The organism is Pseudaquabacterium terrae (assembly GCF_013266755.1).
GTDB lineage: Bacteria > Pseudomonadota > Gammaproteobacteria > Burkholderiales > Burkholderiaceae_C > Pseudaquabacterium > Pseudaquabacterium terrae.
This window is the reverse complement of the sequence record NZ_JABRWJ010000002.1, coordinates 606,812-629,898: the sequence shown is the minus strand read 5'-3', so window position 1 is coordinate 629,898 and position 23,087 is coordinate 606,812. Positions and strand designations below refer to the sequence as shown.

Genomic DNA, 23,087 nt, shown 5'->3' with positions numbered 1-23,087 from the left:
CACTTCGTCGAAAGCCGGGGGCCGGATGCGCCGCCGCGGGCCACAGTGCATCGCAGCGCATCGTCCCGCGATGGCCCGCACCACAGGCCGCGATTGGCTCTTGCGGGCGATGTGCGCCGGCGCCGGCACCGGGAGACTGCCGACATCCCCTCCTCTGCACGACCGCATCACCGCCCGCACCGACATGGACGCCCCGACCACCCCCCACGCCTCCCACCCGCCGCGCCGCGCATCGCTGCTGCGGTTCGCCGGCCTGGTGCTGATCGTGCTGCTGGCCGGCTGCGGCAGCCTGCCGGCCAAGGTCGCGCGCGCGCCCTCGACGGCCTTCGTCGAAGGCTCCGGCCCGTCGCCGCTGCAGCAGGTCGCCGCGGCCAGCTTGGCCGCAGACGCGCCGGCGCTGTCGGGTTTCCAGCTGCTGCCGAACGGCCCGCATGCGCTCGACGCGCGGCTCGCGCTGGCCAAGCGCGCCGAGCGCACGCTGGACCTGCAGGCCTACCTGATCGCCGACGACCACTCAGGCCGCCAGGTGCTGCGCGCGCTCGGCGATGCGGCGCGCCGCGGCGTGCGCGTGCGGCTGCTGGTCGACGATCTGCATGCGGCGCCGGTGCTGCCGCTGCTCACCGGTCTGGCCGCGCAGGCCAACGTCGAAGTGCGGATGTTCAATCCGCTGCCGGTGCGCTCGGGCAGCGTCGCGCAGCGCGTGCTCGGCTCGCTGCACGAGCTCGGACGCATCAACCAGCGCATGCACAACAAGCTCTTCATCGCCGACAACGCGCTGGCCATCGCCGGCGGCCGCAACCTGGGCGACGAGTACTTCATGCGCAGCGCGCAGGCCAACTTCATCGACATGGACGTGCTGGCCGCCGGCCCGGTGGTGAACGAGCTGTCGGCGCTGTTCGACAGCTTCTGGAACAGCGAGCGCGCGTGGCCGGTGGCCGCGCTCGAGGACAGCACCGACGGCAGCGCGCTGCGCCTGCGCTTCGACGCCGCCGTGGCCGTCAGCGACGAGGCGCTGCCGCCGCAGCTCGATGCACTGGGCCGCCCGTCGCTCGAGGTGCAGCTGAGCGCCGGCCCCCGCATCCAGCTGCATGCCGCGCCCGCGCAGCTGCTGGCCGACGCGCCGGACAAGGGCGATTGCGTCGACGACTCGGCCTGCCCGGCGAGCGCGGTCGACCGCACGCTGGCGCTGGTGCGCTCGGCCGAGGCGTCGGTGGCGATCGTCTCGCCGTACTTCGTGCCCGGCGCGGACGGCGTGGCAACGCTGCGCGACGCGGCCCGGCGCGGGGTGCGGCTGCAGCTGCTGACCAACTCGATCGGCGCCACCGACGAGCCGCTGGTGCACCACGGCTACGCCCGCTACCGCCCGGCGCTGCTCGAGGCCGGCGTCGAGATCCGCGAGCTGAGCCCGACACTGACCGCGCGCACCACGGCGCTCGGCGCCTTCGGCCGCTCGACCGCGCGGCTGCATGCGAAGGTCGCGGTGATCGATCGCCGCCAGGTGGTCATCGGCTCGCTGAACATGGATCCGCGCTCGCGCCGGCTGAACACCGAGATCGGCGTGGCGATTCACAGCCCGGCGCTGGCCGCCGAGCTGGCGCGGCTGTCGCGCCCCGAGGTGCTGACCGGCAGCTACCGGCTGCGCCGCGCCGCCGACGGCGCCATCGAGTGGCTGATGCACGAGGATGGCCGCGAACACGCGCTTGCCGACGAGCCCGACAGCTCGTGGACGCTGCGGCTGAAGCTCGCGCTGATGTCGCTGCTGATCGGCGAGGACTGGCTGTAGCGCGCGTCGATGCCTCGTTAGGATCAGCGTCCCGCCACGAGCGTTGAAACCCCGATGCACACGATGCCGATCCGTTCCCTTGCGCCGCTGATCGCCGCCGCCGCGCTGCTGCTGCTGCCGCCGGCCCAGGCGCAGCCCGCCGCGTTCAGTGCCGCCGACCTGGCGACGAGCCGCGCGCTCGCCGCCCGCGCCGCGCAGAGCCCGCTCGCTTACGAGCTCGTCGATTCGCTGGTCACCGAGGTCGGCCCGCGCCCGGCCGGCTCGGCCGGCGATGCGCGCGCGGTGGCGTGGGCGCTGGCGAAGCTGAAGGCGCTGGGCTTTGCCAACGTGCGCGCCGAGCCGGTGCCGCTGCGCGTGTGGAAGCGCGGCGAGGTGCAGGCCAGCCTGACCGCACCCTATCTGCAAACGCTGGTCGTCGCCGCGCTCGGCAACAGCGTGGCCACACCGAAGCCCGGCTTGCAGGCCGAGATCGCCTACTACGCCGACTTCGACGCGCTGAAGGCCGACACCAGCGAGCGCGCACGCGGCCGCATCGTCTTCATCGACCAGAAGACCGACCGCACGGCCGACGCGCGCGGCTACGGCCGCGCCGTCGCCACCCGCATCAACGGCACCAGCGAAGCCGCGCGGCGCGGCGCGCTGGCGGTGGCGATCCGCTCGATCGGCACCGACCGCGACCGTTTCGCGCACACCGGCTCGACGCGTTATGCCGACGGCGTCGCGCCGATCCCGGCGCTGGCCGTCTCGGTGCCCGATGCCGACCTGATCGCGCGGCTGCAGCGCTACGGCCAGCCGCTGACGATGCAGCTGTCGCTGCAGGCCGAGACCGACGTGCCGGCGCTGACGCACAACGTCATCGCCGAGATCCCGGGCAGCGACAGGGCGGCCGAGGTGGTGCTGATCGGCGCGCACCTCGACAGCTGGGACCTCGGCCCGGGCGCACTCGACGATGGCGCCGGCGTCGGCATCGTCACCGCCGCCGCCAAGCTGATCCTCGACAGCGGCGCGAAGCCGCGGCGCACGGTGCGCGTGGTGCTGTTCGGCAACGAGGAGAACGGCTTCGACGGCGCGGTGGCCTACGCCGACAAATACCGCGACCAGGTGCACCAGTTCGTCGCCGAGAGCGACCTCGGCGCCGGCCTGGTCTACCGTTTCCAGAGCCGCGTGCGGCCGGAGGCGCTGCCGGCGGTGCGCGCAATCGCCGAGCAGCTGGCGCCGCTGAACATCGTGCTCGGCAGCAACGAGGGCACGCCCGGGCCCGACGCCGGCGTGCTGATGCGTCGCCGTTCCTGGCCGGCGCTCGAGCTGAGCCAGGACGGCAGCGAGTACTTCGACGTGCACCACACCGCCAACGACACGCTGGACAAGGTCGATCCGGCCAAGCTGCGGCAAAACGTCGCCGCCTGGGCGGTGATGACCTGGCTGGCGGCGCAGAGCGAGCTCAGCTTCGGGCCGATGCCGCTGCCGCGGTCGGCGGCGCCGTGAACGCTGAGGCGGCTGTGTCCGCCGGGATCACTCAGGCGGCTCCGTCCGCCGCGGCCGCCGCGCGCGTCAGCCCCGCTGCGTCGACCACTTCGATGCGGCCGTAGCGCAGCCGCAGCGCGCCGATGCGCTGCCACTGCTGCAGTTGCCGGTTCACCGTCTGGCGCGAGACGCCGAGCATCGCCGCCAGCTGCTCCTGCGACACCGGCAGCGCCGCATCGCCGGCGGCGGCGGCCTCCTGCGCCAGCCGCACCAGCCGCTGCGCCAGGCGCACCGGCAGCGGCTGCAGCAGCGCATCGTCGATCCACGCCAGCGCCGCGCGCAGGCGGCGGCAGACCAGCTGCGTGAAGGCCATCAGCAGCCCCGGCTCGGTGGCGATCAGCCGGTGGAACTCGGCCGCACCGAGCACCGCCACCTCGCTCGGCTGCGTCGCGCAGGTGTCGTAGACCCGCTCGCGGCCGATCAAGAGCGACACCTCGCCGAACCAGTGGCCCGGCTCGAGCAGCGCGATCACCGCCTCGCGGCCGTCGGCGCCGCTCTGGCTGACGCACAGGCACCCGCTGACCACGCCGAACAGCGCATCGGGCATCGAGCCGGCGAGGAACAACGATTCACCGGCCGCCAGCTTGCGCCGGTGCGCCTGCGCGAGCAGCAGCGCCTGCACCGGCTCGGGCAGGCGCATCGGATCGGCGTCGGGTTCATGCATCGGGTTGATTGCTCAAGCGCGACAGTCTTCGTCACGTTGGCCCGGGATAGTACGGCGCGTCATCACCCAGGGGGCTCCTCCGATGCCGATCGGCTACCAGGTCCAACCGAGCGGCTGGCTCGACCGCGGCTACCGCGCCGCGTCGCGCTGGCTGTCGCGGCTGCCCAGCCGCGCCGATGCGCTGGCGCCGCCCGAGGCACTGGCCGGCTTCCGGCGGGCGCAGCGCATCGCCTATCACTGCGTCACCACGGTCGCCGCGCAGCTGCACGAGGGCATGCGCGAGGTCGAGGCCGCCGAGCTGCTGGCGCAGCACCTGGAAGACCAGGGCGTCACGCGTTACCTGCACCGGCCGTTCGCGTGGTTCGGCGAGCACGCGCGCTTCGACGGTTATCAGCGCTACGCCGACTACCACCCCAGCGAGCGGCGCCTGGCCGCGGGCGACTGCGCGATCCTCGACGTCTCGCCGATGGTCGACGGCTACATCGGCGACGTCGGCTACGCCTGCGCGCTCGGGCCGCATGACGAGCTCGCCCGGGCGATGGACTTCCTGCGCGGGCTGCGCGCGCGCATTCCGGCGCTCTTCATGAGCGGGCTGAAGTCGGATGCGATCTGGGCCGAGGTCGACCGCCAGATCAGCGCCGCCGGTTTCGACAACGTGCATGCCAAGTACCCGTTCTGCGTGCTCGGCCACCGCGTCTACCGCGTCAAGCCGCGCCAGGGCACGCCGCTGCGCATCGGCCGCGGCAGTTACCTCGGCTGGTTCAGCCTGCAGGCGAACTGGGCCTTCCTGCGCCATGGCGGCGCGAGCCAGGTGTTGTCGCCGGAGCACCAGGGCAGGCAGCTCGGGCTGTGGGCGATCGAGCCGCACATCGGTTTTGCCGGCGGCGGCGCGAAGTTCGAGGAGATCCTGGTCGTCGAGCCGAACCGCGCCTACTGGCTCGACGACAGCGTGCCGCATGTGGCCGCGCCAACCTGGTGATAGCGATGATCCGACTGCGCTCCCTTCCGCTGGCCCTGCTGATCGCCGCCGCCGTCGCGGCCACCGCCTGGTGGCACGCCGCCGCCCCCGCCGATGCGGTGATCGCCGACCAATACCCGCTCGCCGACCCGGCGCCCGAGTTGCGCGCGGTGACTGCCGCCGGCGACGAGCTGCGCCAGCACGCCTCCATCATCGCGCCGCACCTGCCGGGCCAGGACGAGGTCGTGCTGCAGGAAGACCGGGGCCGCGCCTTCGTCACCGCGCTCGACGGCCAGATCTGGCGCCTGGACCTGGCCAGCGGCGCCGCGCGGCCTTGGGTGCGCGCGCCGCTGATCCCGGCGGGCGCGCGTTTCGATCCGCGCAACCCGGACCTGCTGTACTTCTGCGCATCGCGCCTGCACGGCCGCGCGTCGGCGCCGGATGAGCGCCCCGGGCTGTACCGGCTGCACATCGAGTCGCGGCGCATCGAGCCGGTGCTGCTCGACGTGCCGGCAGGCGCGCTCGGCCACGAAGCGGTGCCCGCGGCCAGTGCCGCACTGGCGCTCGACGCGATGACGCCCGCCAACAGCCGCCCGGTGCAGTTCTGCAACGACCTCGACATCAGCGCCGACGGCCAGCGCATCGTCTTCAGCGAACCCTTCGCGGCGGCGGATGCGTCGATGGGCGGCGGCGCCTTCAACGAGGCGATCACCCGCGCGCGCAACGGCCGGCTCTGGCTGGTCGACCTGCAGCGCCGCAGCGTGCGGCTGGCGGCAAGCGGCTTCGCCTTCATCGATGGCGTGTTGTGGGATGCCCCTTCGGCCGGCGGCGGCGAAGAGACCTCGCTGCTGATCACCGAGACCACCAACTTCAGGCTGCTGCGGCTGCACCTGGGTGATGCCGGGCCGGGTCGCTTCGAGGTGCTGCATGCGAACCTGCCCGGCCTGCCCGATGGCCTCGACCGCGATCCGCAGGGCCGCATCTGGATCGGCCTGATCAAGCTGCGCACGCCGCTGGCAACGACGCTGCACAACCACGCGTGGCTGAAGTCGCTGCTGCTGCGCCTGCCGCGCAGTTGGCTGCCGGTCGGCCGTTCGAGTGGTGTGATGGCTCTGTCGCCCGACGGCCGCACGCCGCTGTACGCCAGCCTGCACGACGGCAGCGTCGTGCCCGACATCTCGGTCGTCGTGCCGGGCCGTGACCGGCTCTACCTGCCGCGCTTCCGGCCCGATGTCGGCGGGCTGGCGGTGCTGCCGTACCCCGCCGCGCTCGATGCGAAGCGCTCGGCGATGACTGCCGTGCCGGCTCCGTAGCGCCCGCCCGGGCCAGGGCGGAATTCAATGTCGTGCAGCGCCATCGGCCGGCCGCAGACCGAGCAGTGCGGCACCGCGGCGGTCACTGCGCCGCAGGCGGAGTGCACCACCTGCAGCGGCTGGCCGGCATCCCCCGCCAGCCACTTGTCGCCCCAGGCCATCAACGCCAGCAGCACCGGGTACAGGTCGCGCCCGCGCTCGGTCAGCACGTAGCGCACGGCGCGGCCGTCCTCCGGCAGCGGCTGCTTGTGAACGATGCCGGCGTCGACCAGCTTCTTCAGCCGCGCCGAGAGCACGTTGCTCGCCAGGCCGAGGTCGCGCTGCAGCTCGTCGAAGCGGTCAATGCCGAGGAACAGGTCGCGCAGGATCAGCGGCGTCCACCACTCGCCGACCAGGTCGAGCGTGCGGGCGATCGAGCAGGCGAAGTCGGCGACCGAGGTGCGTTCCATGGCAGATGGCTTGCTTGAAGAAAGCTTTGTGGCTACATTGCTTGCATCAAGCAAGCCAACTGAGATGATGTACGCCTTGATCGTCGAACGCAAGCTGCGGCGGATCTTCGCGGCGCTCAACGGCGGCGATTTCGCGCCGATGCTCTCCCGCCTCGCGCCGCGTTTCGAATACCGCTTCGAGGGCGACTCGGCCATCGGCGGCCTGCGCTGCAGCGCCGGCGCGATGGCCGCCTGGTGGCAGCGGCTGTACCGCCTGTTCCCCGGGCTGCAGTTCGAAGTGCAAGCGGTCGACGTGGTCGGCCCGCCGTGGAACACGCGCATTTACGTGCGGCTGGAGTTTCGCGTTCCCCATGCTCCCGATGGGCCGTACCGCAACGTCGTGATGCAGCAGATGCGCATGCGCTGGGGCCGCATCGAGCACATCCACACGCTCGAAGACACGCAGCGCTGCGCCCGCTTCCTGGCCTGGCGCGCGGCGCAGGGGCTCGACGAAGCGCTGGCCGCGCCGATCACCGACCGGCCGTGGCCGGAGGTGGGACCCTTCATGACCGCGTCACCCGGTTGAGGCGATGATGCGGGCGATGAGCGCCGCCCCCGTCGACCCCGAAGCCGTGCTGAGCACGCCGCGCCTGCGCATGGAGCCGCTGCGCGGCGCGCATGCCGCCGAGCTGTTCCCGCTGCTGGCCGATCCGCGCCTGTACCACTTCATCCCGCAAGACCCGCCGGCCACCGTGGCCGCGCTCGAACAGCGTTATGCCCGGCTCGAGCGCCGCAGCTCCGACGACGGCACGCAGGTCTGGTTGAACTGGGCGCTGCGGGCCATTCAACTGCCCGGTGAGCCGCTGGTCGGCACGGTGCAGGCCACGGTGCTCGCCGACCGGCGCGCCTTCATCGCCTACGAGATCGGCGTGCCGTTCCAGCAGCGGGGTTTCGCGGCCGAGGCCTGCGCCCGCCTGCTCGCGCTGCTGTTCGACGACTACCGCGTGCAGCGCGTGCAGGCCGAGATCGACAGCCTGAACCTGTCGTCGATCCGCCTGATGCAGCGCCTGGGTTTCATCGAGGCCGGCCTGCAGCGCGAGGCCGACCACTTCAAGGGCCGCTCCAGCGACGAAGTGCGTTACGTGCTGGACGCGCCAACCCGTGCGCCGCCGCACGCCAGCCGCCCGGCCAGGTAGGTCCAGACGAAGCTGGCCGCGGCATACGCGGTCAGCTCGGCATGGTCGTAGGCCGGCGCGACCTCGACGCAATCCATGCCGACGAAGGGCAGGTCGGCCAGCTCTTCGAGGAAGGTCAACACCTGCGCGCTGCTCAGGCCGCCCGGCTCGGGCGTGCCGGTGCCGGGTGCGAAGGCCGGGTCCAGGCAGTCGATGTCGAGGCTCAGGTAGACGGGCGGCGCGCCGTGCGCGGCCAGCCGCTCGCGGATCTGCGCGATCACCGGGGCCAGCTGCGCCGGGCTGTCGCGGCCGCGCAGGTCGCGCGCCGTGAAGATCAGGCCGCCGCGCTCGCGCACGTGATCGCGCGCCGCGCGCTCGCCGGCCGAGCGGATGCCGATCTGCGTGAAGCAGGCGTCGAGCACCAGCCCTTCCTGCATCGCTTCGGACACCCAGGTGCCGTGGCCGCTCGGCTCGCCGAAGTGGTCGCGCCAGGTGTCGCAATGGGCGTCGAAGTGGATCACCGCGAGCGGCCGGCCGAGGCGCTGGCGCTGCGCGCGCAGGATCGGCAAGGTCACCGAGTGGTCGCCGCCCAGCCACACCATGTGCTGGCGCGCGAGCAGCGCCGGCAGCTGCGCGGCGAAGGCGGCGCGCATCGCTTCGAGCCCGGTGTTCGGCAGCGGCAGGTCGCCCAGATCGTCGAGCATGCCGGCCGGGCTGACGTCGAACAGCGGGTGGATGCCGTCGCACAGCATCTGGCTGGCCTGCCGGATCGCCTGCGGGCCGAAACGTGCGCCGGGGCGGTTGGTGGTTGCGCCGTCCCACGCCAGGCCAGCGAGACCGAAGGGGCGCGGTGGCGCCTGCGGATTCACCGGCGGTGCGCGCAGGAAGCTCGAGGACGACAAGAATGCAAACATCGCGGCAGCGTAGGCCGCTTGACGACCTCGAAGAATGACCAGCCGAGCAAGTTCACTTGACGCCCAGGTCCTGTTTGCCGGCGACGCGGCGCGCGCCTTCGCGCCCGTCGGCGATGCCGAGCTGCGCCAGCTGCGGCTGTTCTGCGTCGTCGTCGCGGCGGGCGGCCTGTCGGCGGCAACGGCCGAGCTGCAGGCGGATCTGTCGACCGTCAGCCGCCAGTTCAAGGAGCTCGAGACCCGGGTCGGCACGCGGCTGGCCGAACGCGGGCGCGGCGGCTTCGTGCTGACGCCCGCCGGCGAGCAGCTGCACCGCAGCGCGCTGCGGCTGCTGGCCTCGCTGCAGGCGTTTCGCGACGACGTGGCGCAGCTCGGCCAGGCGCCCGGCGCACGGCTGCGGCTGGGCATCGTCGATGCGCTGCTGACGGCGCCGGGCGCCCCGCTCACGTCCGCGCTGGCGCATTGCGCCGATGCGCTGCCGGGGCTGGTGCTGGAGCTGCTGACCTTGCGGCCGATCGAGATCGAGCGCCGCATCCTCGCGGGCGAGCTCGACGCCGGCATCGTCGCCGCGCATCCGCCGGCCGCCGGGCTGCAGCAGCAGCGCCTGTACACGGAGCCGAACAGCCTCTACGTCGCGCCCGGCCACCCGTGGTTCGAGCGCGACGATGCGACGCTGGTCGCGGCCGACCTGGCGGCGATCGCCTGCGTCGTCGACCCCTACTCGACCGACCTGCCGCACCGCCCCGCCGGTCCGCTGCACGGCACGATCCGCGCCGACAGCATCGAGGGCGTGGCGCTGCTGGTGGCCAGCGGCCGCTTCGCCGGCTTCCTGCCCGATCACCTGGTCGCGGCGACGGCGCCGCTGGCCACATTGCGCCGGGTCAAGCCGGCCCTCTTCAGCCATGCGCAAGACATCGTGCTGACCTGCCGCCGCGGCAAGGCCGAGCCGGCGCTGCGGCAACTGCTGCGCCACTGCACCGAGGCACGCTGAAGGCCGCGCTGAAAGCCGCGCTGGCAGCGCGGTCTGGCACGACGCGCTGGCTGCGCACCGGCAACCGGCGCACGATGTTCGGCGGCCGCGGGCCCGGTGTCCGCGGCCCGCGCCGATGCGCAGCCGCCACCCACCGTCCCCGCCACCCGCGCCCCCGTGGCACGGCGATCCGGCCTTGCGCTGGAGCGCGCTGGCACTGGCGCTGACGCTGGTGATGCTCGTGCTCGGCTGGTGCTGGCGTGCGATCGGCACGGCCCCGCCATCGACCGAGCGCACGCGCGCCGCAGCAGCGGCCGTGCCCGCGGCGGCAGCCATCGCGAAGCCGCCGCAGACATTGGCCAGAGCAGCGCCCGCCGCGGCGGCGTTGACCGCGGCGCTGCCGCGCGCGCTGCCCGCCGCGGCGACCCTGCCCGCGCCCGGCGTCGAGGTCTGCGGCTGGGGCCCGGTCGAGCTGCCCGACGACGACCCGTTCCCGCTGCAGCGCATTCCCGCTGCGCAGCGCGCCGCCGCGCTCGACCAGGCCGAGCAGCGGCTGCTGGCCGATGCCGATCCGCGCATCAACGCCGCCGGGCTGCTGATCGGCGCGCGCGGCCGCGGCCAGGGCGCGCGGCAGCGCCTGGAGAAGCTGGCCTGGCTGGCCTCCGGCTCGCAGGACCCGGTGATCTACGCCTTCGCGCTGCACGGCTGCCAGGGCCTGGCCGAGCGCGACGGCAGCGCCTGCCGGCTGCTGAGCCGCGCGCAGGCCGCGCGACTGGAGCCGGACAACGCCCAGGCCTGGCTGGAGCTGGCCGCCGAGGCCGCGGCCCAGGGCGAGGCCGATGCCGAGCACGAAGCGATGCGCCACGCCGCGCAGGCCACGCGCAGCCGTGCCCACGCGGCGCAGCTGCCGGCACTGGTCCACCGCGCGCTGGCGCCGCCGTTGCCGGCGCTGCCACGCACGCTGGCATCGAGCGTCGCCCTCAGCGTGCACGACACCTGGCGGCTGTCGCCGGCGGCCACGGGCCAGGCGCGCGAGTACTGCGGCGCCGGCGTCGTGCCCGGCGAGGCCGAGCCGGCGCGCCAGGTCACCTGCCGCGCGCTGGCCGGTGTGCTCGGCGCACACGGTGGCAGCCTGGCCGAGCTCGGCGCCGCGCTGGCCATCGCCCGCGCCTGGCGCGTCGATGGCGCGGCCGCCGCCGCCTGGCAGCAGGAGCACGACGCCTTGATCGAAGCCGGCGCGCCCGGCCCCGGCGACCAGACCGACCTCGCCTGCGGCGCGCTCGCCGCCGCCCAGGCGTGGCTGCAGCGCGTGGCCGATGGCGGCGAACGGCGCGCGCTGCGCGAGCACATGCAGGCGCACGGACGCAGCCTGCAGGAGTGGAGCGAACGCCACCGCCGCACGATCGCGCTGGCCAGTGCCGCGGCCACCGAAGCCGCCGCTGCCGATGGCGCCGGCGATCCGGGGCCGTGAGCTGATCTTTTCGCACACCCGCCCGTTGCCGGCATGCTGCGGCGCCCCCTGGACGGGGGGCTGCAATGCTATCGTTGCCCCCTTCTGTGGGTTTCACGCCAGCGGGCGACTGCGGACACGATGCGAACGTTGCAGTACCCCCCTCTGCCCGGCGCTGCCGCGGCCGGCCTGGTGCTGATGGCTACGGCCCAGGTGCCGGTGGCTACGGCCCAGGTGCCGGTGGCGACGGCCCAGGTGCCGATGGCCGCGGCCCAGGCGCAGCCCGCCGTGCAGGCCCCGATCACGCTGCACTACCAGGAACGGCCGCCGTACTCGTACACCGCTGCCGACGGCCAGCCGCAGGGGCTGCTCGTCGCGCCGGCGGTGCGTGCCTTGCAGCGTGCGCAGCTGCCGTTCCAGTGGGTCAAGACACCGAGCCAGCGCCAGCTGGTGCTGATCCAGGGCAGCGCCCCGACGCTGGACTGCGGCCTCGGCTGGTTCCGCAACCCCGAGCGCGAGCAGCTCGGCCGCTTCAGCCTGCCGCTGTACCAGGACCGGCCCTTCATGGCCCTGGCGCGGCGCGACGGCGGCTGGAGCGGCGCACGCGCGCCGGCCGAGCTGCTGGCCGATGCGGCACTGCCGCTGCTGGTCAAGGAGGGCTATTCCTACGGCCCGCTGCTCGATGGCGCGATCGCCCAGCACCCGGCGAGCGTGCGCCGCACGTCGGCCGAGAGCGCGCAGATGGCACGCATGGTCGAGGCCGGCCGCGCCGCATGGATGATCATCGCCCCCGAGGAGGGCGAGGCGCTGCTGTCCGAGCTCGGCACCGTCGGCGCGCAGCTGCAGCTGCTCACGCTGGCCGGCGTGCCGGATGGACAGCAGCGGCACCTGTACTGCAACCGGGCCGTGCCCGATGCCGTGGTCGAGCGCCTGAACCGCGCGCTGGCCGAGCGCTGACCCCATTTGAAGCGCATGTACTGGCCCCGCCTGTCCATCCGCACCACCGTGTTGCTGGCGATCGCCGCCGCGGTGCTGATTCCGGCGGCGGCGCTGTGGCATGTCGACCAGCGGCTGATCCGCGAGGTGCAGCAGCCGCTGATCCAGCAGCACCGCCAGGCGCTGATGGTGATGGCCTCGAACGTGCTTGTCGAACCGCTGTGGACGATCGACAGCAACCAGGTGCAGGCCGCGCTGAAGCGCACGCTCGACGAGCCTTCGGTGCTCGCCGTGCGGCTGGCCGAGCGGCGCCCGCTGGCACCGCCGATCGTGCTGAAGCGCCCCGGCATCACCGGCGACGCCGGCCAGCCGATGCGCACCGAAATCGTTCGCGAAGGCGAGGTGCTGGCCGACCTGGAGCTGCGCTTCGACGAGCGCGAGATCGAGCGCATCCTCTCGGCGCGCCGCGCGGGAACGCTGCAGCTCGTCGCGCTGCAGGTGCTGCTGGCCACCGCGGTGCTGCTGGGCGTGTTCTACCGCCGGCTGCTGCGCCCGATCCAGCGCCTGAAGCAGCAGGCCAGCGCCATCGCCCACCGCGCCGAGCTGGCGCCGCTGAAGTGGCATGGCGAGGACGAGCTCGGCGAGCTCGGCCAGCACCTGAACGAAGTGCACGGCCAGATCCACGGCCTGTTCTCCGAGCTCGAATCGAAGAAGGCGGCGCTCGAGACGATGGCGCTGCACGACCCGCTGACGGGCCTGGCCAACCGCACGCTGTTCGCCGAGCTGACGCTGGCGGCGGTGGCCGCGGCGCGGCGCGACAACGGCAAGCTGGCGCTGCTGTTCATCGATCTCGATCGCTTCAAGTCGGTCAACGACCAGCTCGGCCATGCCGCCGGCGACGATCTGCTGATCGCGCTGGCCGGCCGGCTGCGCGCGACGGTGCGCGAATCCGACGTCGTCTGCCGCCATTCGGGCGACGAGTTCACGATCCTGCTGCACGACGCGCACACCTGGGACGAGGTGGCCGCCACCGCCGACCGGCTGCTCAAGGCCATCGAGGCGCCGATGACGGTGCGCGAGCAGGAGGCCTCGGTGTCGGCGAGCATCGGCATCGCCCTCTTCCCCGACGATGCGGCCGACTACGAAGAGCTGCTGCGCCACGCCGACACCGCGATGTACGCGGCCAAGCGCCTGGGGCGCGCCCGCCACAGCTTCTTCCGCAGCGAGTTCAACAGCCAGCTGCAGGCCACGCTGCGGCTGGAGAAGGAGCTGCAGTACGCGCTGCTGCACGACGAGTTCGTGCTGCACTACCAGCCACTGGTCGCCGCGGTCGGCGGCACGGTGCTCGGCTGCGAGGCGCTGATCCGCTGGATGCACCCGGTGCGCGGCATGGTGCCGCCGCTGCAGTTCATCCCGGCGGCCGAGCAGAGCGGGCTGATCAGCGAACTCGGCAACTGGACCGTGCGCGCCGCCTGCGCGCAGATCGCGCGCTGGAAGGCGGCCGGGCTGAATTTCGGCACGGTGGCGGTCAACGTCTCGGCACTGGAGTTCCGCCACCACCGGCTGGTCGACACGCTGACGCAGGCGATGGCCGATTTCGGCGTGCAGCCCGACGAGCTGGAGATCGAGCTCACCGAAAGCGTGCTGATGACCGACACCGAGACCACGCAGCGCATCGTCGAGCGGCTGCATGCGCTGGGCCTGCGGCTGGTGGTCGACGACTTCGGCACCGGCTATTCGTCGCTGGCGTACCTCAAGCACCTGCGGCCCTCGAAGATCAAGATCGACCGCAGCTTCGTGCGCGACCTGCCGGCCGACGAGGACGACCGCGTGCTGGTGCGCGCGATCGTGCAGCTGGCGCGCGCGCTCGGCATCGCGGTGGTCGCCGAGGGCGTCGAGACCGAGCCGCAGCGCGAGTTCCTGTGCGGCATCGGCTGCACTGCGCTGCAGGGCTTCCTGCTCGCGCGGCCGCAGCCGGCGGCCGAGTTCGAGCTGATCGTGCGCGGCGGGCTGCTGGTCGACGCAACGCGCAGCTGAGCACGCACGCAACTGAACACGCATCCATAACCACAGACGTCGAGGAGTTCTTCCATGCCCCTGCTGCATCGCCGCACCACGCTGGCTGCCCTGCTGTTGTCGAGCGCGCTCGCGGCCGCCCTGCCCGTGCAGGCCCAGGACACGCCGATCAGGTTCCAGCTCGACTGGCGCTTCGAAGGCCCGGCCGCGTTCTTCCTGTGGCCAGTGGCCAAGGGCTACTTCAAGGACGAGAAGCTCAACGTCACCGTCGATGCCGGCAGCGGCTCGGGCAATGCCGTCAACCGCGTCGCCTCGGGCGCCTACGACATGGGCTTCGCCGACCTCGCGGCGCTGATGGAATTCCATGCCAACAACCCGACCGCGCCGAACAAGCCGGTGGCGGTGATGATGGTCTACAACAACACGCCGGCGGCGGTGTTCTCGCTGAAGAAAAGCAACATCTTGAAGCCGCAGGACCTCACCGGCAAGAAGCTCGGCGCCCCGGTCTTCGACGCCGGCCGGCGCGGCTTTCCGATCTTCCAGAAGGCCAATTCGATCGGCGCGGTGAACTGGATCAGCATGGACCCGCCGCTGCGCGAGACGATGCTCGCCCGCGGTGACGTCGACGCGATCACCGGCTTCTATTTCACGAGCCTGCTGAACCTCGAGGCGCGCGGCGTCAAGGCCGAGGACGTGGCGGTGATGGCCTATCCGCAATTCGGCGTCAAGCTCTACGGCAACGCGATCATCGTGTCGGAAGAATTCCTGAAGAAGCGGCCCGAGGCGGTGAAGGGTTTCCTGCGCGCCTTCAGCAAGGCGGCCAAGGACATCGTCAACAACCCGAAGGCCGGCGTCGCGATCGTCAAGGAGCGCGACGGCATCATCAATGCCGAGCTGGAAGAGCGGCGCCTGCGCCTGGCCATCCAGTCGGCGATCGCCACGCAGGACGCACGCAGCGAAGGCTTCGGCAACATCAGCCCGCCGCGCCTCGCGCTGATGGCCAGCCAGGTCGCCGACGCTTATACGACGAAAGGCCGCATCGACCCCGATGTGATCTGGAACGGCAGCTTCCTGCCGACGCCGCAGGAGCGCGACATCTTCGCCGGCTCCAAGAAGTGAGCTTCGTCGAGTTCGACAAGGTCTGGCTCGCCTACAACGAGGAACTGCTCGACGCCGGCCAGTTCGCGGTCGAGGACATCACGCTGAAAGTCAACGAAGGCGAATTCATTGCCATCGTCGGCCCGTCGGGCTGCGGCAAGTCGACCTTCATGAAGCTGGCCACTGGTTTGAAGCGGCCGAGCAAGGGCACCATCACGATCGCCGGCCACGCGGTGACCGGGCCGCTGAAGATCACCGGCATGGCCTTCCAGGCGCCGAGCCTCTTGCCCTGGCGCACGACGGTGCGCAACGTGATGCTGCCGCTGGAGATCGTCGAGCCGTACCGGTCGAGCTTCAAGCACAAGCGCGCCGAGTACGAGGCCAAGGCGCGCGCGCTGCTGCAGAACGTGGGCTTAGGCGGCTACGAGGACAAGTTTCCGTGGCAGCTCTCCGGCGGCATGCAGCAGCGCGCCAGCATCTGCCGCGCGCTGATCCACGAGCCGAAGATGCTGCTGCTCGACGAGCCCTTCGGCGCGCTCGACGCCTTCACCCGCGAAGAGCTGTGGTGCACGCTGCGCGACCTGCAGGCGGCGCAGCGCTTCAACGTGATCCTCGTGACGCACGACCTGCGCGAGAGCGTGTTCCTCGCCGACACCGTGTACGTGATGAGCAAGAGCCCGGGCCGCTTCGTCGTGCGGCGCGAGATCGAGCTGCCGCGGCCGCGCGACTTGGAAGTTACTTACTCGGCCATGTTCACCGACATCGTGCACGAACTGCGCGGCCACATCGGCGCGGTGCGCAACGTCTTCGCGAAGGCGGCGTCGTGATGAAGCCGCGGCAACTCGAAGCCTGGGCGCCGTGGGCGCTGCTGCTGGCGGTGATCGTGCTGTGGCAGCTGATCTGCACGGCCTTCAACGTCAGCGAGTTCATCTTCCCGAGCCCGGCGCGCATCTGGGCGCAGTTCGTCGAATTCAAGGGCGAGATCGCCAAGCACGCGTGGCGCACCTACTGGGTCACGATGGCCGGCTTCGCGATCGCCATCGTCGTCGGCGTGCTGCTGGGCTTCCTGATCGGCAGCTCGCGGCTGGCCTATGCCGCCATCTATCCGCTGATGACCGGATTCAACGCGCTGCCCAAGGCCGCCTTCGTGCCGATCCTCGTTGTCTGGCTGGGCATCGGCATCGGTCCGGCGATCCTCACCGCGTTCCTGATCTCGTTCTTCCCGATCACCGTCAACATCGCCACCGGCCTGGCGACGCTCGAGCCCGAGCTGGAAGACGTGCTGCGCGTGCTCGGCGCCAGGCGCTGGGACGTGCTGGTCAAGGTCGGCCTGCCGCGCTCGATGCCGTACTTCTTCGGCTCGCTGAAGGTGGCGATCACGCTGGCCTTCGTCGGCACCACCGTCAGCGAGATGACCGCCAGCAACGAAGGCATCGGCTACCTGCTGGTCTCGGCCGGCTCTGCGATGCAGATGGGTTTGGCCTTCGCCGGGCTGGTGGTCGTCGGCGCGATGGCGATGGGGATGTACGAGCTGTTCTCGGTGCTGGAGAAGCGCATCACGGGGTGGGCGCACCGGGGGTCGCAGGGGAACGCGTGAAGCGGCGGTTCCTTCTCGTGCTGCTGGCCGGCGGGTTCGGATCAACGGCCCATGCCGCCGGCGGCCATCACGGGGTGGACGATGCCGCGCTGCTCGAGCCGGGGCAGTGCCAGGTGGAGGTTTGGGGCGATCGGGAAACCGGCGGCATGCGGTCGCTTGCATGTCAACGTCGGGCGCGATTTCCGGCACCACGAGGCTGACAGTGCGCGCGCGGGTGCTGCGCTGGAATGGACGCCAGTGACGGCTTGGTCGTTCGTCGGCGAGGGCTTTCGGGAAGGCCGCACGGACTACTGGCGGGCCGGCGCGCGCTGGGCGCTGACGCCTGCGCTGAACGTCGACTTCAGCCGCGCCCGCGGCATGGACGACGATGCGCCGGCGTGGTGGTCACTCGGCTTGGGCTGGGTGTTCGAGCGCTGAAGCCGGACTCGTCATTCCCGCGATGACGACCGATTCGGCGCGCGCTCCCGTGCCGTGAGTCGGCTGCGGCTCAAAGGGAGGTGGCCTGGATGGCCCTGACCTTGAACGAGACATGCTCGGGGATCGGACCATCGAACCTGCCACCGCACGTCACCAGCACGTTCTCGACATGCTTGGGCACGAGTTGCGTGCGGAACGACTTCGTGCACTCCCCAAGGAATTTCGCTTCCTGATCGAAGAATTCCACCTCGACTTCGAACGTCGCGATCGTCCTGTCGCCCGTGTTCTCGATGGCACCGCGCAGCGTCGTCTCCCCATCGCCGTGTTTCACGCGCTCGAACGGCAACACACGCAGGTCCCCGATGGGATGCAGGTTGCCGCTGGCGTCCCTCACGGCGCGATAGATGCGCTCCTTGAACGAGAGCTCGAACATGGCCATGCTCATGACCTCGTTCAGGAGAGCGGCCATTGCCAACGGCACCACCATTCCGAGGCCGATAAGGAAGCCGCGGCCGATCCAACTGCGAGCAAGCGGGCGTTTCATTGCAGGCCCGCCTCTTCGAGGGCCTGGCCTTGTCGGTGCATGTGCCGCAACCAGTTCTCCAACGCCACGAAGCCCGACATATCGCCCGTGTAGTACGGAACGAAGCACTCGATGCGGTAGGGCGACGTGGACTTGACAGTGCCCAGCGGATCCAGGTCGTCCGCTTCTTCGAATTCCAGGTCGAACGCGCCCAGGATGATCATCTGCAACCACACCGACAGATCGTCCTCCACCCGCTCGTGCACGCCAGGTTCGACCGGGTCGCGGAACAACATCTCCAGGCTGATGTTGCGCGACTTCTCGGCGCCGACGGCTTCCCACTCGAACGGCGGCTCGTCGGCGCGCAGGTCCTGCGGCACGACATTGACCACATCGCCAACCGGCAGCTCGCCGTGCGCGCCCTCGGCGGTGATGCTCGCCGACTGCAGCGGCTCCAGCGCGTCGTGGTTCTTGCGCAGCAGCGCCAGCAGATGGGCCCAGGCGTACAGGGGAAGGTTCTCGACGCGGGCCTGTAGTTCGATCCCGAACGTTCGCGCTTCGATGGACGGTGGATCGGCCCGCCATGCCGACACCACGTCGTCACTGCGATTGAACATCTGCGCGTTGACCGCCGCACCGAAAAGCGCGAGCACGCTGCGAGTGCCGTTGTACTCGAGCGCCAAGTCCACGGAGGGCGGTTCGCCCTCCGGCAGGGGAACCAGCAGCAAGCGCACGTGGCCTGAGAAGGGCTCGCGGGGCAGGTTCAGCTCCGTGCTGAACGGCAAGTCGTTCATGGCCATTCGCTATGCCTGCGGTCTGAAGAAGCGATGCATCCAACGTGTGGCTTCCAGCCGGCCTCCACCGAGCTTTGACTGGACTTCAGTCGTGGACCTGACTGGAGCCAGCAGCCTGCCGACCTCATGGTAGGTATCCAGTCGTTCCTGCTCGTTCACGTCGCCAAGGAGTGGCCTGGGGCCGGCCTGGAGCAAGGCCCCATGCGGCAACCGGTGCATCACGATCGGTGCCTTCACCTGTGCCGCCACGGCGTCCCAGCCGCCCAGGCGGGCGAGATCCGCCGTGCTCACCAGGGTCAGCCAGTTGACCGTCGGTACGCCGTCGAGGTCGCGGTAGCGCCAGGGGTTGATGACGTTCACTCCGGGGAAGCGGCCGACGATGGGGTCGCACAGGTGGATGTTGCTGTTGATATACACGTCCTCGTAATTCATCGAGAACCCCCCGATGCCGGACTTGAACTTGATGCCCGCTACGACCTGTACGCACCGCTGAACGAAGGCTTCGGGGTCGTTCATCACCTCTTCAATGCGCAGACCGAATCGTTGGAAGCAACACTCCCACAGGTAGCCCTGCAAGAACACGTCGGACTCGTCGTCTTCGGTGCCCTGCAACATGGTGATCATGTTGCGTCCGGCGATATTGTTCGGCTCGGTCAAGCGCAAGGTGTGCGGAAATAGGTCGAATGAGTCCTTCTTGAGTTTGCGCCGTTGGCCATCGACTCCGGTGGCATAGAAGGTGATTCGTGGGCGAATGGCGTCGACCATTGCCCAATAGCTCTTCTCCGACTCCGGCAGGCCTCGCCCGTTCTCGACGTTCTCGGCGAGTTCATACCAGAGCATGAACTCGATGCATGCGGTGAAGAGCCGTCGGCCTTCCCATACCTCGTTGAACTGCCGCAGCTTGTCGTATTCGCTGCCCACAAGTGACTCCTGACCTACTTTGACTTGCATTTGCACTCCTTGTTGTTCACCTGGTGGACGTTTTCGTTGCCAACGGCATCGTCGTACAACTCCTTCTGTCCATCCTGCCACTTGTCCTTGTACGAACCGACCTTGTCGCCGTTCCCATCCACCATGCCAGGCCGATCGAACTTGTAGTCGTAGATCTCGGTCGGCTTGCCGGTCACCGGATCGACCTTGGCCAAGTCGGGCTTGATCTCGTAGGTATTGAACTTGCTCGAATCGTAGGCCTGGAGCAGCTTCCCGACCTCCTGCACTGCATCGTACGCGGCCATGCCGATCTCTATCACATCGGCCGCGGTGCTGAGGACGTTCAAGCCTGGGATGAACTTCATGATGAGCCGCCGCCCGGCGCTGCGAGCGAACTTCTCGCCGGTTTTCTTAGCAGCGGTAGCCAGTGCCGTCTTCATCAGCCTGCTCTTGATCGCGTCGAGACCGACGGCGGCCTTGCCGGCTGCCTTGGCCGCGTTGTCCGCAAGGCCTCCGATCTTGGTGGCGTGCAGGAACTTTCCCTCCTTGGCCAGCCCGGAGAGACCGCTGTGCTTCTCGGACAATTCGCGCGCCCGGTTCGAGTAGTCGAAGCGCTTGTCCGGAGGGGTCTTCGACTTGGCGTCCATGCCTTCCTGCCGCACGGTGCAGAAGACTTCGCAGGCCGCCTTCATGGTCAGGTCATTGCCGGTGTATCCAGACAAGTGCGGCTGCAGCAGTCCCGCCAGATTCACCGTATTGCGGTGATTCATGAACATCTTGTCGGTCAGACGGCATGCCGCCTTGCCTTCGAAGAACACGTCGAAGGAGTGGCTGATGAAGTCGGCTTCGGCCAGATGCGTGCCGGACTTGACACCACCCATCGAGCCCGGCTCGTCGCCGATGCTCTTGGCGAAGATGCTGCCGTAGTTGGCGATCATGTTGCCGCCGTCGGCGAACACGGTCGTGGTGCCCTTGGCCAGGTCTTTGGAGTACGCGATGTTCGCGTACGGAATCGGGACGCCCTTGGGTGGCGTCTTGCACACGTCGGGAAGGGTGTTCCGGCTGATGCCCTCGCTGGCGCGGTGACACAGCGTCAGGCCGTTGACATTGATGGTGATCGTCATGGCACGCTGATCGGTGCAGAAGTGAGGGCCAGGGCCGCGCGCAGCGTGTCGTCAGAAGTGCTGAGGATGAGCCGCGTGGCAACAGCGCTGCGCGGATCGCGCTCCCGGTACATCGAGTACGCGGCCAGGGCCGTCTGCAGCACGACGCTGGCCGAGCCGACGTCGCCTGTGACCAGCGTGTGCGCACTGCGCTTCCATCCAGGCGCCAGTCGCGCCGCCAGCTGCAGTGCCGTGAATCCGAACTCGTCGGTGCGGTAGGGTTCGCCGTTGAGGTCGGTGCTGACGTGTTGCACTGCCCCGACGGGCACCCGCGCTGCGTCCAATGCGCCCAGCGCCGCCCTCGTCAGTCCGGCGCCGAGACACGGCGTGGATGCGTCCCAGGTGTGGCCTTCTTCCGCCAGCGCCGATCCGCTCAGCATGGCCCATGGCGGCGCAGCGGGTTTGGAGACCGTGGTGCGACCCCACCGTGCCCGCCGGCCTGCGCCTGGCAAGATCGCGACAGCCGCGGCGGCTTCGCCGGGCACACGTCCGTAGGGGTTCGGCCGAAAGCGCGCCTCATGCAGCGCATGCGCTCCGTGCAGCAGGCCGTGTTCTTCGAGCCATTGCAGCGCGTGAGGGTGGCCCCAACAGTCAACGCCCAGCACCACTCCCAGGGAGCCGTCGGCCTGCGCAGCCTGGCGCAACGCGTGAACACCTGCGGCATGCCCGCCACGCATCGTGTGAACCTTGGTCCAGCCGAAACGCTCGTCCTGCAGCGCCAGGCGCAAGCGGTCGGCGAGGTCGGCCGGCACGCCGGCGCGTTCGCCGGGCGGCAGCACGAGCCAGAGTGCGCAGGATCCCCTGCGTTTCGGAAGCAAGCCCTGCACGGCCAGCGTGTCGGCCAGCTCGCCCAGTGCGGCGCGGGCCAGCGTGCACCAGCGCTTGGCACTGAACTCCGGCTCCAGATCGAACACCGCGTTGACGCGCACACGCATGCCACCCCGATCGACGAAGAACGGATGCCGACTCAGCAGAGCGAGCGGCGCCCGGACCGCCACGTCGGCCAGCGGCAGCGTGGGCGCGGAGGCGAAGTGGCACGACGCGCCGACGATGGCAGCCGGAGCGTTCACGATGCTTCCACCGCGCCGGCCAGGCCGTCGAAGGCGCCTGCCGCGGCGGCCGCGTCGTTTGCCTGCCATGGCCGATCCAACGGCCTGCGCTTCTCCCGCACGATCGTCCGATCCAGCAGGTTCACCTTCGGGTGGCACGGCAGGCTCATGTGATGCACCACGCTCAGTCGCGGCCGGTCATGCGTGTCCAGCACCACGCAATGGATGACCGACCGGCTGCGTTCGATGCTGCCGTCGTAGAAGCGCGTCTCGAACGACAGCGACAGGCGCGGCAGCGTGAAGGCCACGCGCCCGTCCGGCGCGAAGCCCGCAGGCGTCAGGTTCATCAAAGCCACCGGCTCGCCCCCGCGCAGGTGCGGCTTCGCCTGCTGCTCGGGCACGGCGCATTGCCAGTGGCGCGGATCGAGGTCTTCGGGCAGCAGCGGGCTGCGCGTGTGTTGCCAATGTTTGTCGTAGGTGCCGCCATGGCGGTTGCGCGGCTGCCAGTGGCTGGCGATCGGCCCGAACCCGATCGGCCGGGCGCTGCTGCCCGGCAGGACGACCGGCCGCCCCGGTGCCATCACGTTGGGCAGTGCGATCCGGCCGTCGTTGCCCGGGGTGCGGCCGCAGCCGATGGGGTTGGCGTCGGCGTCGACCTGCGCGCGTTCCCAGGTCAGCGGCATGCGCTCGAAGGCTTCGGTGCCTCTGGGCAAGCCGGCGAACCAGCCGCCGAGTGCGCCGCCGAGCAAGCCGTGTCCAACACTGCGGTCACCCACCACGCGGGCGCGGCGCTTGATCGGTCCGACACGCCAGGCGACATCGAGCTCCTGGACCGGTTCGCCCGACGGTGCATGCGCGCAGCCGACCAGCAGCACGTCGGTGGCCGGGCGCGGCGGCCCCAGGTCGGTGTCGCTGAGCAGGCTCTGCAGTCCGGGCTGCGGCAGCGCGGCCCGGTGCACGGGCACCTGCGCATCGGCCAGACGCAGCGTGCCGCCGGGCAGGATGTCGTAGGTGGCCTTGATGGCGACGATCCACACCTCGGCGCCGTCACGGTCGCGGATCCATCCGCCCGCCGCCGCATAGGCGGTCTTGTTGTCGACGCTCCACATCGCTGCTAGGCGGGCCGGCTCAGTTCAGTTCGATCTGCCCGCCGGCGATGCGGTTGATGCCCTCGGCATCGCTCAGGATGTATTCGCCGCGCAGCACGATCTTGCCGTTGGGATGCAGCGTGATGCTGGACTTGCCGCAGCGCAGCGTGAGGCTGTTGCGCGCCTCGACGACCACGTCGGCGTGCACGACGTTCGGCTCCGCGGCGCTGCTGGGCGCGACTTCGCGCAGGGTGGTGACGGGGTCTCGGTCCACGGCAGGTCCTCGGGGCAATCCAGGTC

The 23,087-nt window shown here is 70.5% G+C and carries 24 protein-coding genes; 14 read left to right on the top strand and 10 right to left on the bottom strand.

The window, feature by feature from the left end:
* Window positions 1-70: 70 nt before the first annotated feature.
* Both HLB44_RS07975 and HLB44_RS07970 read left to right on the top strand, forming a co-directional pair.
* Window positions 71-1,783 carry a phospholipase D-like domain-containing protein gene (locus HLB44_RS07975; RefSeq protein WP_173122011.1) on the top strand — a complete coding sequence of 571 codons (1,713 nt, stop codon included), beginning with the start codon at window positions 71-73 and terminating at the stop codon, window positions 1,781-1,783.
* Window positions 1,784-1,846: 63 nt separating this feature from the next.
* A complete protein-coding gene (locus tag HLB44_RS07970) occupies window positions 1,847-3,268 on the top strand; it encodes a M20/M25/M40 family metallo-hydrolase (RefSeq protein WP_173122010.1) in 1,422 nt (473 codons plus the stop codon).
* Between the two features lie 31 nt (window positions 3,269-3,299).
* Here HLB44_RS07970 and HLB44_RS07965 read toward each other — a convergent pair whose 3' ends face one another.
* Window positions 3,300-3,971, bottom strand: a complete 672-nt coding sequence (locus HLB44_RS07965; RefSeq protein WP_173122009.1) for a Crp/Fnr family transcriptional regulator — start codon at window positions 3,969-3,971, stop codon at window positions 3,300-3,302.
* An 82-nt stretch (window positions 3,972-4,053) separates the two neighbouring features.
* Between HLB44_RS07965 and HLB44_RS07960 the strand changes: the two genes are divergently transcribed.
* Both HLB44_RS07960 and HLB44_RS07955 read left to right on the top strand, forming a co-directional pair.
* Window positions 4,054-4,950, top strand: a complete 897-nt coding sequence (locus HLB44_RS07960) for a M24 family metallopeptidase (RefSeq protein ID WP_173122008.1) — start codon at window positions 4,054-4,056, stop codon at window positions 4,948-4,950.
* Between the two features lie 5 nt (window positions 4,951-4,955).
* The gene (locus HLB44_RS07955; protein ID WP_173122007.1) at window positions 4,956-6,242 is read left to right on the top strand and encodes an SMP-30/gluconolactonase/LRE family protein; all 1,287 of its coding nucleotides are present in this window, start codon (window positions 4,956-4,958) and stop codon (window positions 6,240-6,242) included.
* Here HLB44_RS07955 and HLB44_RS07950 read toward each other — a convergent pair.
* A complete protein-coding gene (locus HLB44_RS07950; RefSeq protein ID WP_173122006.1) occupies window positions 6,137-6,691 on the bottom strand; it encodes a winged helix-turn-helix transcriptional regulator in 555 nt (184 codons plus the stop codon). The two genes, HLB44_RS07955 and HLB44_RS07950, sit on opposite strands and share 106 nt — an antisense overlap.
* A 64-nt stretch (window positions 6,692-6,755) precedes the next feature.
* Here HLB44_RS07950 and HLB44_RS07945 point away from each other — a divergent pair, with 64 nt between their 5' ends.
* Together HLB44_RS07945 and HLB44_RS07940 are read left to right on the top strand one after the other, a co-directional pair.
* Window positions 6,756-7,256 carry a nuclear transport factor 2 family protein gene (locus tag HLB44_RS07945; protein ID WP_173122005.1) on the top strand — a complete coding sequence of 167 codons (501 nt, stop codon included), beginning with the start codon at window positions 6,756-6,758 and terminating at the stop codon, window positions 7,254-7,256.
* Window positions 7,257-7,272: 16 nt separating this feature from the next.
* Window positions 7,273-7,866: a GNAT family N-acetyltransferase gene (locus HLB44_RS07940; RefSeq protein ID WP_173122004.1), complete on the top strand. Its 594-nt coding sequence runs from the start codon at window positions 7,273-7,275 to the stop codon at window positions 7,864-7,866.
* Here HLB44_RS07940 and speB read toward each other — a convergent pair.
* A complete protein-coding gene (gene speB / locus HLB44_RS07935) occupies window positions 7,809-8,759 on the bottom strand; it encodes an agmatinase (RefSeq protein WP_173122003.1) in 951 nt (316 codons plus the stop codon). The genes HLB44_RS07940 and speB overlap by 58 nt on opposite strands.
* A gap of 34 nt (window positions 8,760-8,793) precedes the next feature.
* Here speB and HLB44_RS07930 point away from each other — a divergent pair, with 34 nt between their 5' ends.
* The 8 genes from HLB44_RS07930 to HLB44_RS07895 all read left to right on the top strand — a co-directional run bounded on the left by HLB44_RS07930 (window position 8,794) and on the right by HLB44_RS07895 (window position 17,240).
* A complete protein-coding gene (locus HLB44_RS07930) occupies window positions 8,794-9,747 on the top strand; it encodes a LysR family transcriptional regulator (protein WP_173122002.1) in 954 nt (317 codons plus the stop codon).
* Between the two features lie 115 nt (window positions 9,748-9,862).
* On the top strand, window positions 9,863-11,197 hold the full coding sequence (locus HLB44_RS07925) for a hypothetical protein (protein WP_173122001.1): 1,335 nt from the start codon (window positions 9,863-9,865) through the stop codon (window positions 11,195-11,197).
* Between the two features lie 129 nt (window positions 11,198-11,326).
* Window positions 11,327-12,133, top strand: a complete 807-nt coding sequence (locus HLB44_RS07920) for a type 2 periplasmic-binding domain-containing protein (RefSeq protein ID WP_173122000.1) — start codon at window positions 11,327-11,329, stop codon at window positions 12,131-12,133.
* A gap of 15 nt (window positions 12,134-12,148) precedes the next feature.
* On the top strand, window positions 12,149-14,149 hold the full coding sequence (locus HLB44_RS07915) for a putative bifunctional diguanylate cyclase/phosphodiesterase (protein ID WP_173121999.1): 2,001 nt from the start codon (window positions 12,149-12,151) through the stop codon (window positions 14,147-14,149).
* Between the two features lie 54 nt (window positions 14,150-14,203).
* A complete protein-coding gene (locus HLB44_RS07910; RefSeq protein ID WP_173121998.1) occupies window positions 14,204-15,247 on the top strand; it encodes an ABC transporter substrate-binding protein in 1,044 nt (347 codons plus the stop codon).
* Window positions 15,244-16,053 carry an ATP-binding cassette domain-containing protein gene (locus tag HLB44_RS07905; RefSeq protein ID WP_173121997.1) on the top strand — a complete coding sequence of 270 codons (810 nt, stop codon included), beginning with the start codon at window positions 15,244-15,246 and terminating at the stop codon, window positions 16,051-16,053. The genes HLB44_RS07910 and HLB44_RS07905 overlap by 4 nt, the downstream gene beginning before the upstream one ends.
* Window positions 16,053-16,823 (top strand): ABC transporter permease, encoded by a 771-nt coding sequence (locus tag HLB44_RS07900; protein ID WP_173121996.1) that lies wholly within the window; start codon window positions 16,053-16,055, stop codon window positions 16,821-16,823. Before HLB44_RS07905 ends, HLB44_RS07900 begins: the two co-directional genes overlap by 1 nt.
* 237 nt (window positions 16,824-17,060) lie before the next feature.
* Entirely contained in the window at window positions 17,061-17,240 is a 180-nt protein-coding gene (locus tag HLB44_RS07895) for a hypothetical protein (protein WP_173121995.1), read from the top strand.
* 70 nt (window positions 17,241-17,310) lie between these two features.
* On the opposite strand, the gene HLB44_RS07890 is transcribed toward HLB44_RS07895, so the two are convergent.
* From HLB44_RS07890 to HLB44_RS07860, 7 genes are read right to left on the bottom strand one after another with little or no spacing between them, the layout of a single operon-like run.
* On the bottom strand, window positions 17,311-17,784 hold the full coding sequence (locus HLB44_RS07890) for an FxLYD domain-containing protein (RefSeq protein ID WP_173121994.1): 474 nt from the start codon (window positions 17,782-17,784) through the stop codon (window positions 17,311-17,313).
* Window positions 17,781-18,563, bottom strand: a complete 783-nt coding sequence (locus tag HLB44_RS07885; protein ID WP_173121993.1) for a hypothetical protein — start codon at window positions 18,561-18,563, stop codon at window positions 17,781-17,783. Before HLB44_RS07885 ends, HLB44_RS07890 begins: the two co-directional genes overlap by 4 nt.
* Window positions 18,564-18,566: 3 nt before the next feature.
* Complete coding sequence (locus HLB44_RS07880; RefSeq protein ID WP_173121992.1) at window positions 18,567-19,508, bottom strand: type VI immunity family protein; 942 nt, start codon at window positions 19,506-19,508, stop codon at window positions 18,567-18,569.
* Window positions 19,493-20,611 carry a DUF4150 domain-containing protein gene (locus HLB44_RS37755; protein WP_281375121.1) on the bottom strand — a complete coding sequence of 373 codons (1,119 nt, stop codon included), beginning with the start codon at window positions 20,609-20,611 and terminating at the stop codon, window positions 19,493-19,495. The genes HLB44_RS07880 and HLB44_RS37755 overlap by 16 nt, the downstream gene beginning before the upstream one ends.
* Window positions 20,608-21,720 carry a beta-ketoacyl synthase gene (locus HLB44_RS07870; protein WP_173121991.1) on the bottom strand — a complete coding sequence of 371 codons (1,113 nt, stop codon included), beginning with the start codon at window positions 21,718-21,720 and terminating at the stop codon, window positions 20,608-20,610. The genes HLB44_RS37755 and HLB44_RS07870 overlap by 4 nt, the downstream gene beginning before the upstream one ends.
* The gene (locus tag HLB44_RS07865; RefSeq protein WP_173121990.1) at window positions 21,717-22,808 is read right to left on the bottom strand and encodes a DUF2169 family type VI secretion system accessory protein; all 1,092 of its coding nucleotides are present in this window, start codon (window positions 22,806-22,808) and stop codon (window positions 21,717-21,719) included. The genes HLB44_RS07870 and HLB44_RS07865 overlap by 4 nt, the downstream gene beginning before the upstream one ends.
* 19 nt (window positions 22,809-22,827) lie before the next feature.
* Complete coding sequence (locus tag HLB44_RS07860; RefSeq protein ID WP_173121352.1) at window positions 22,828-23,061, bottom strand: hypothetical protein; 234 nt, start codon at window positions 23,059-23,061, stop codon at window positions 22,828-22,830.
* Window positions 23,062-23,087 lie beyond the last annotated feature (26 nt).

What these genes read in the sequence shown, in the direction of transcription:
- HLB44_RS07970 (WP_173122010.1), top strand. Translation starts at nt 1,847, where the DNA reads ATGCCGATCCGTTCCCTTGCGCCGCTGATCGCCGCCGCCGCGCTGCTG.
- speB (WP_173122003.1), bottom strand. Translation starts at nt 8,759, where the DNA reads ATGTTTGCATTCTTGTCGTCCTCGAGCTTCCTGCGCGCACCGCCGGTG.
- HLB44_RS07865 (WP_173121990.1), bottom strand. Translation starts at nt 22,808, where the DNA reads ATGTGGAGCGTCGACAACAAGACCGCCTATGCGGCGGCGGGCGGATGG.
- HLB44_RS07960 (WP_173122008.1), top strand. Translation starts at nt 4,054, where the DNA reads ATGCCGATCGGCTACCAGGTCCAACCGAGCGGCTGGCTCGACCGCGGC.
- HLB44_RS07900 (WP_173121996.1), top strand. Translation starts at nt 16,053, where the DNA reads ATGAAGCCGCGGCAACTCGAAGCCTGGGCGCCGTGGGCGCTGCTGCTG.
- HLB44_RS37755 (WP_281375121.1), bottom strand. Translation starts at nt 20,611, where the DNA reads ATGACGATCACCATCAATGTCAACGGCCTGACGCTGTGTCACCGCGCC.
- HLB44_RS07930 (WP_173122002.1), top strand. Translation starts at nt 8,794, where the DNA reads ATGACCAGCCGAGCAAGTTCACTTGACGCCCAGGTCCTGTTTGCCGGC.
- HLB44_RS07885 (WP_173121993.1), bottom strand. Translation starts at nt 18,563, where the DNA reads ATGGCCATGAACGACTTGCCGTTCAGCACGGAGCTGAACCTGCCCCGC.
- HLB44_RS07955 (WP_173122007.1), top strand. Translation starts at nt 4,956, where the DNA reads ATGATCCGACTGCGCTCCCTTCCGCTGGCCCTGCTGATCGCCGCCGCC.
- HLB44_RS07910 (WP_173121998.1), top strand. Translation starts at nt 14,204, where the DNA reads ATGCCCCTGCTGCATCGCCGCACCACGCTGGCTGCCCTGCTGTTGTCG.
- HLB44_RS07945 (WP_173122005.1), top strand. Translation starts at nt 6,756, where the DNA reads ATGATGTACGCCTTGATCGTCGAACGCAAGCTGCGGCGGATCTTCGCG.
- HLB44_RS07915 (WP_173121999.1), top strand. Translation starts at nt 12,149, where the DNA reads ATGTACTGGCCCCGCCTGTCCATCCGCACCACCGTGTTGCTGGCGATC.
- HLB44_RS07950 (WP_173122006.1), bottom strand. Translation starts at nt 6,691, where the DNA reads ATGGAACGCACCTCGGTCGCCGACTTCGCCTGCTCGATCGCCCGCACG.
- HLB44_RS07880 (WP_173121992.1), bottom strand. Translation starts at nt 19,508, where the DNA reads ATGCAAGTCAAAGTAGGTCAGGAGTCACTTGTGGGCAGCGAATACGAC.
- HLB44_RS07965 (WP_173122009.1), bottom strand. Translation starts at nt 3,971, where the DNA reads ATGCATGAACCCGACGCCGATCCGATGCGCCTGCCCGAGCCGGTGCAG.
- HLB44_RS07890 (WP_173121994.1), bottom strand. Translation starts at nt 17,784, where the DNA reads ATGAAACGCCCGCTTGCTCGCAGTTGGATCGGCCGCGGCTTCCTTATC.
- HLB44_RS07940 (WP_173122004.1), top strand. Translation starts at nt 7,273, where the DNA reads ATGAGCGCCGCCCCCGTCGACCCCGAAGCCGTGCTGAGCACGCCGCGC.
- HLB44_RS07925 (WP_173122001.1), top strand. Translation starts at nt 9,863, where the DNA reads ATGCGCAGCCGCCACCCACCGTCCCCGCCACCCGCGCCCCCGTGGCAC.
- HLB44_RS07975 (WP_173122011.1), top strand. Translation starts at nt 71, where the DNA reads ATGGCCCGCACCACAGGCCGCGATTGGCTCTTGCGGGCGATGTGCGCC.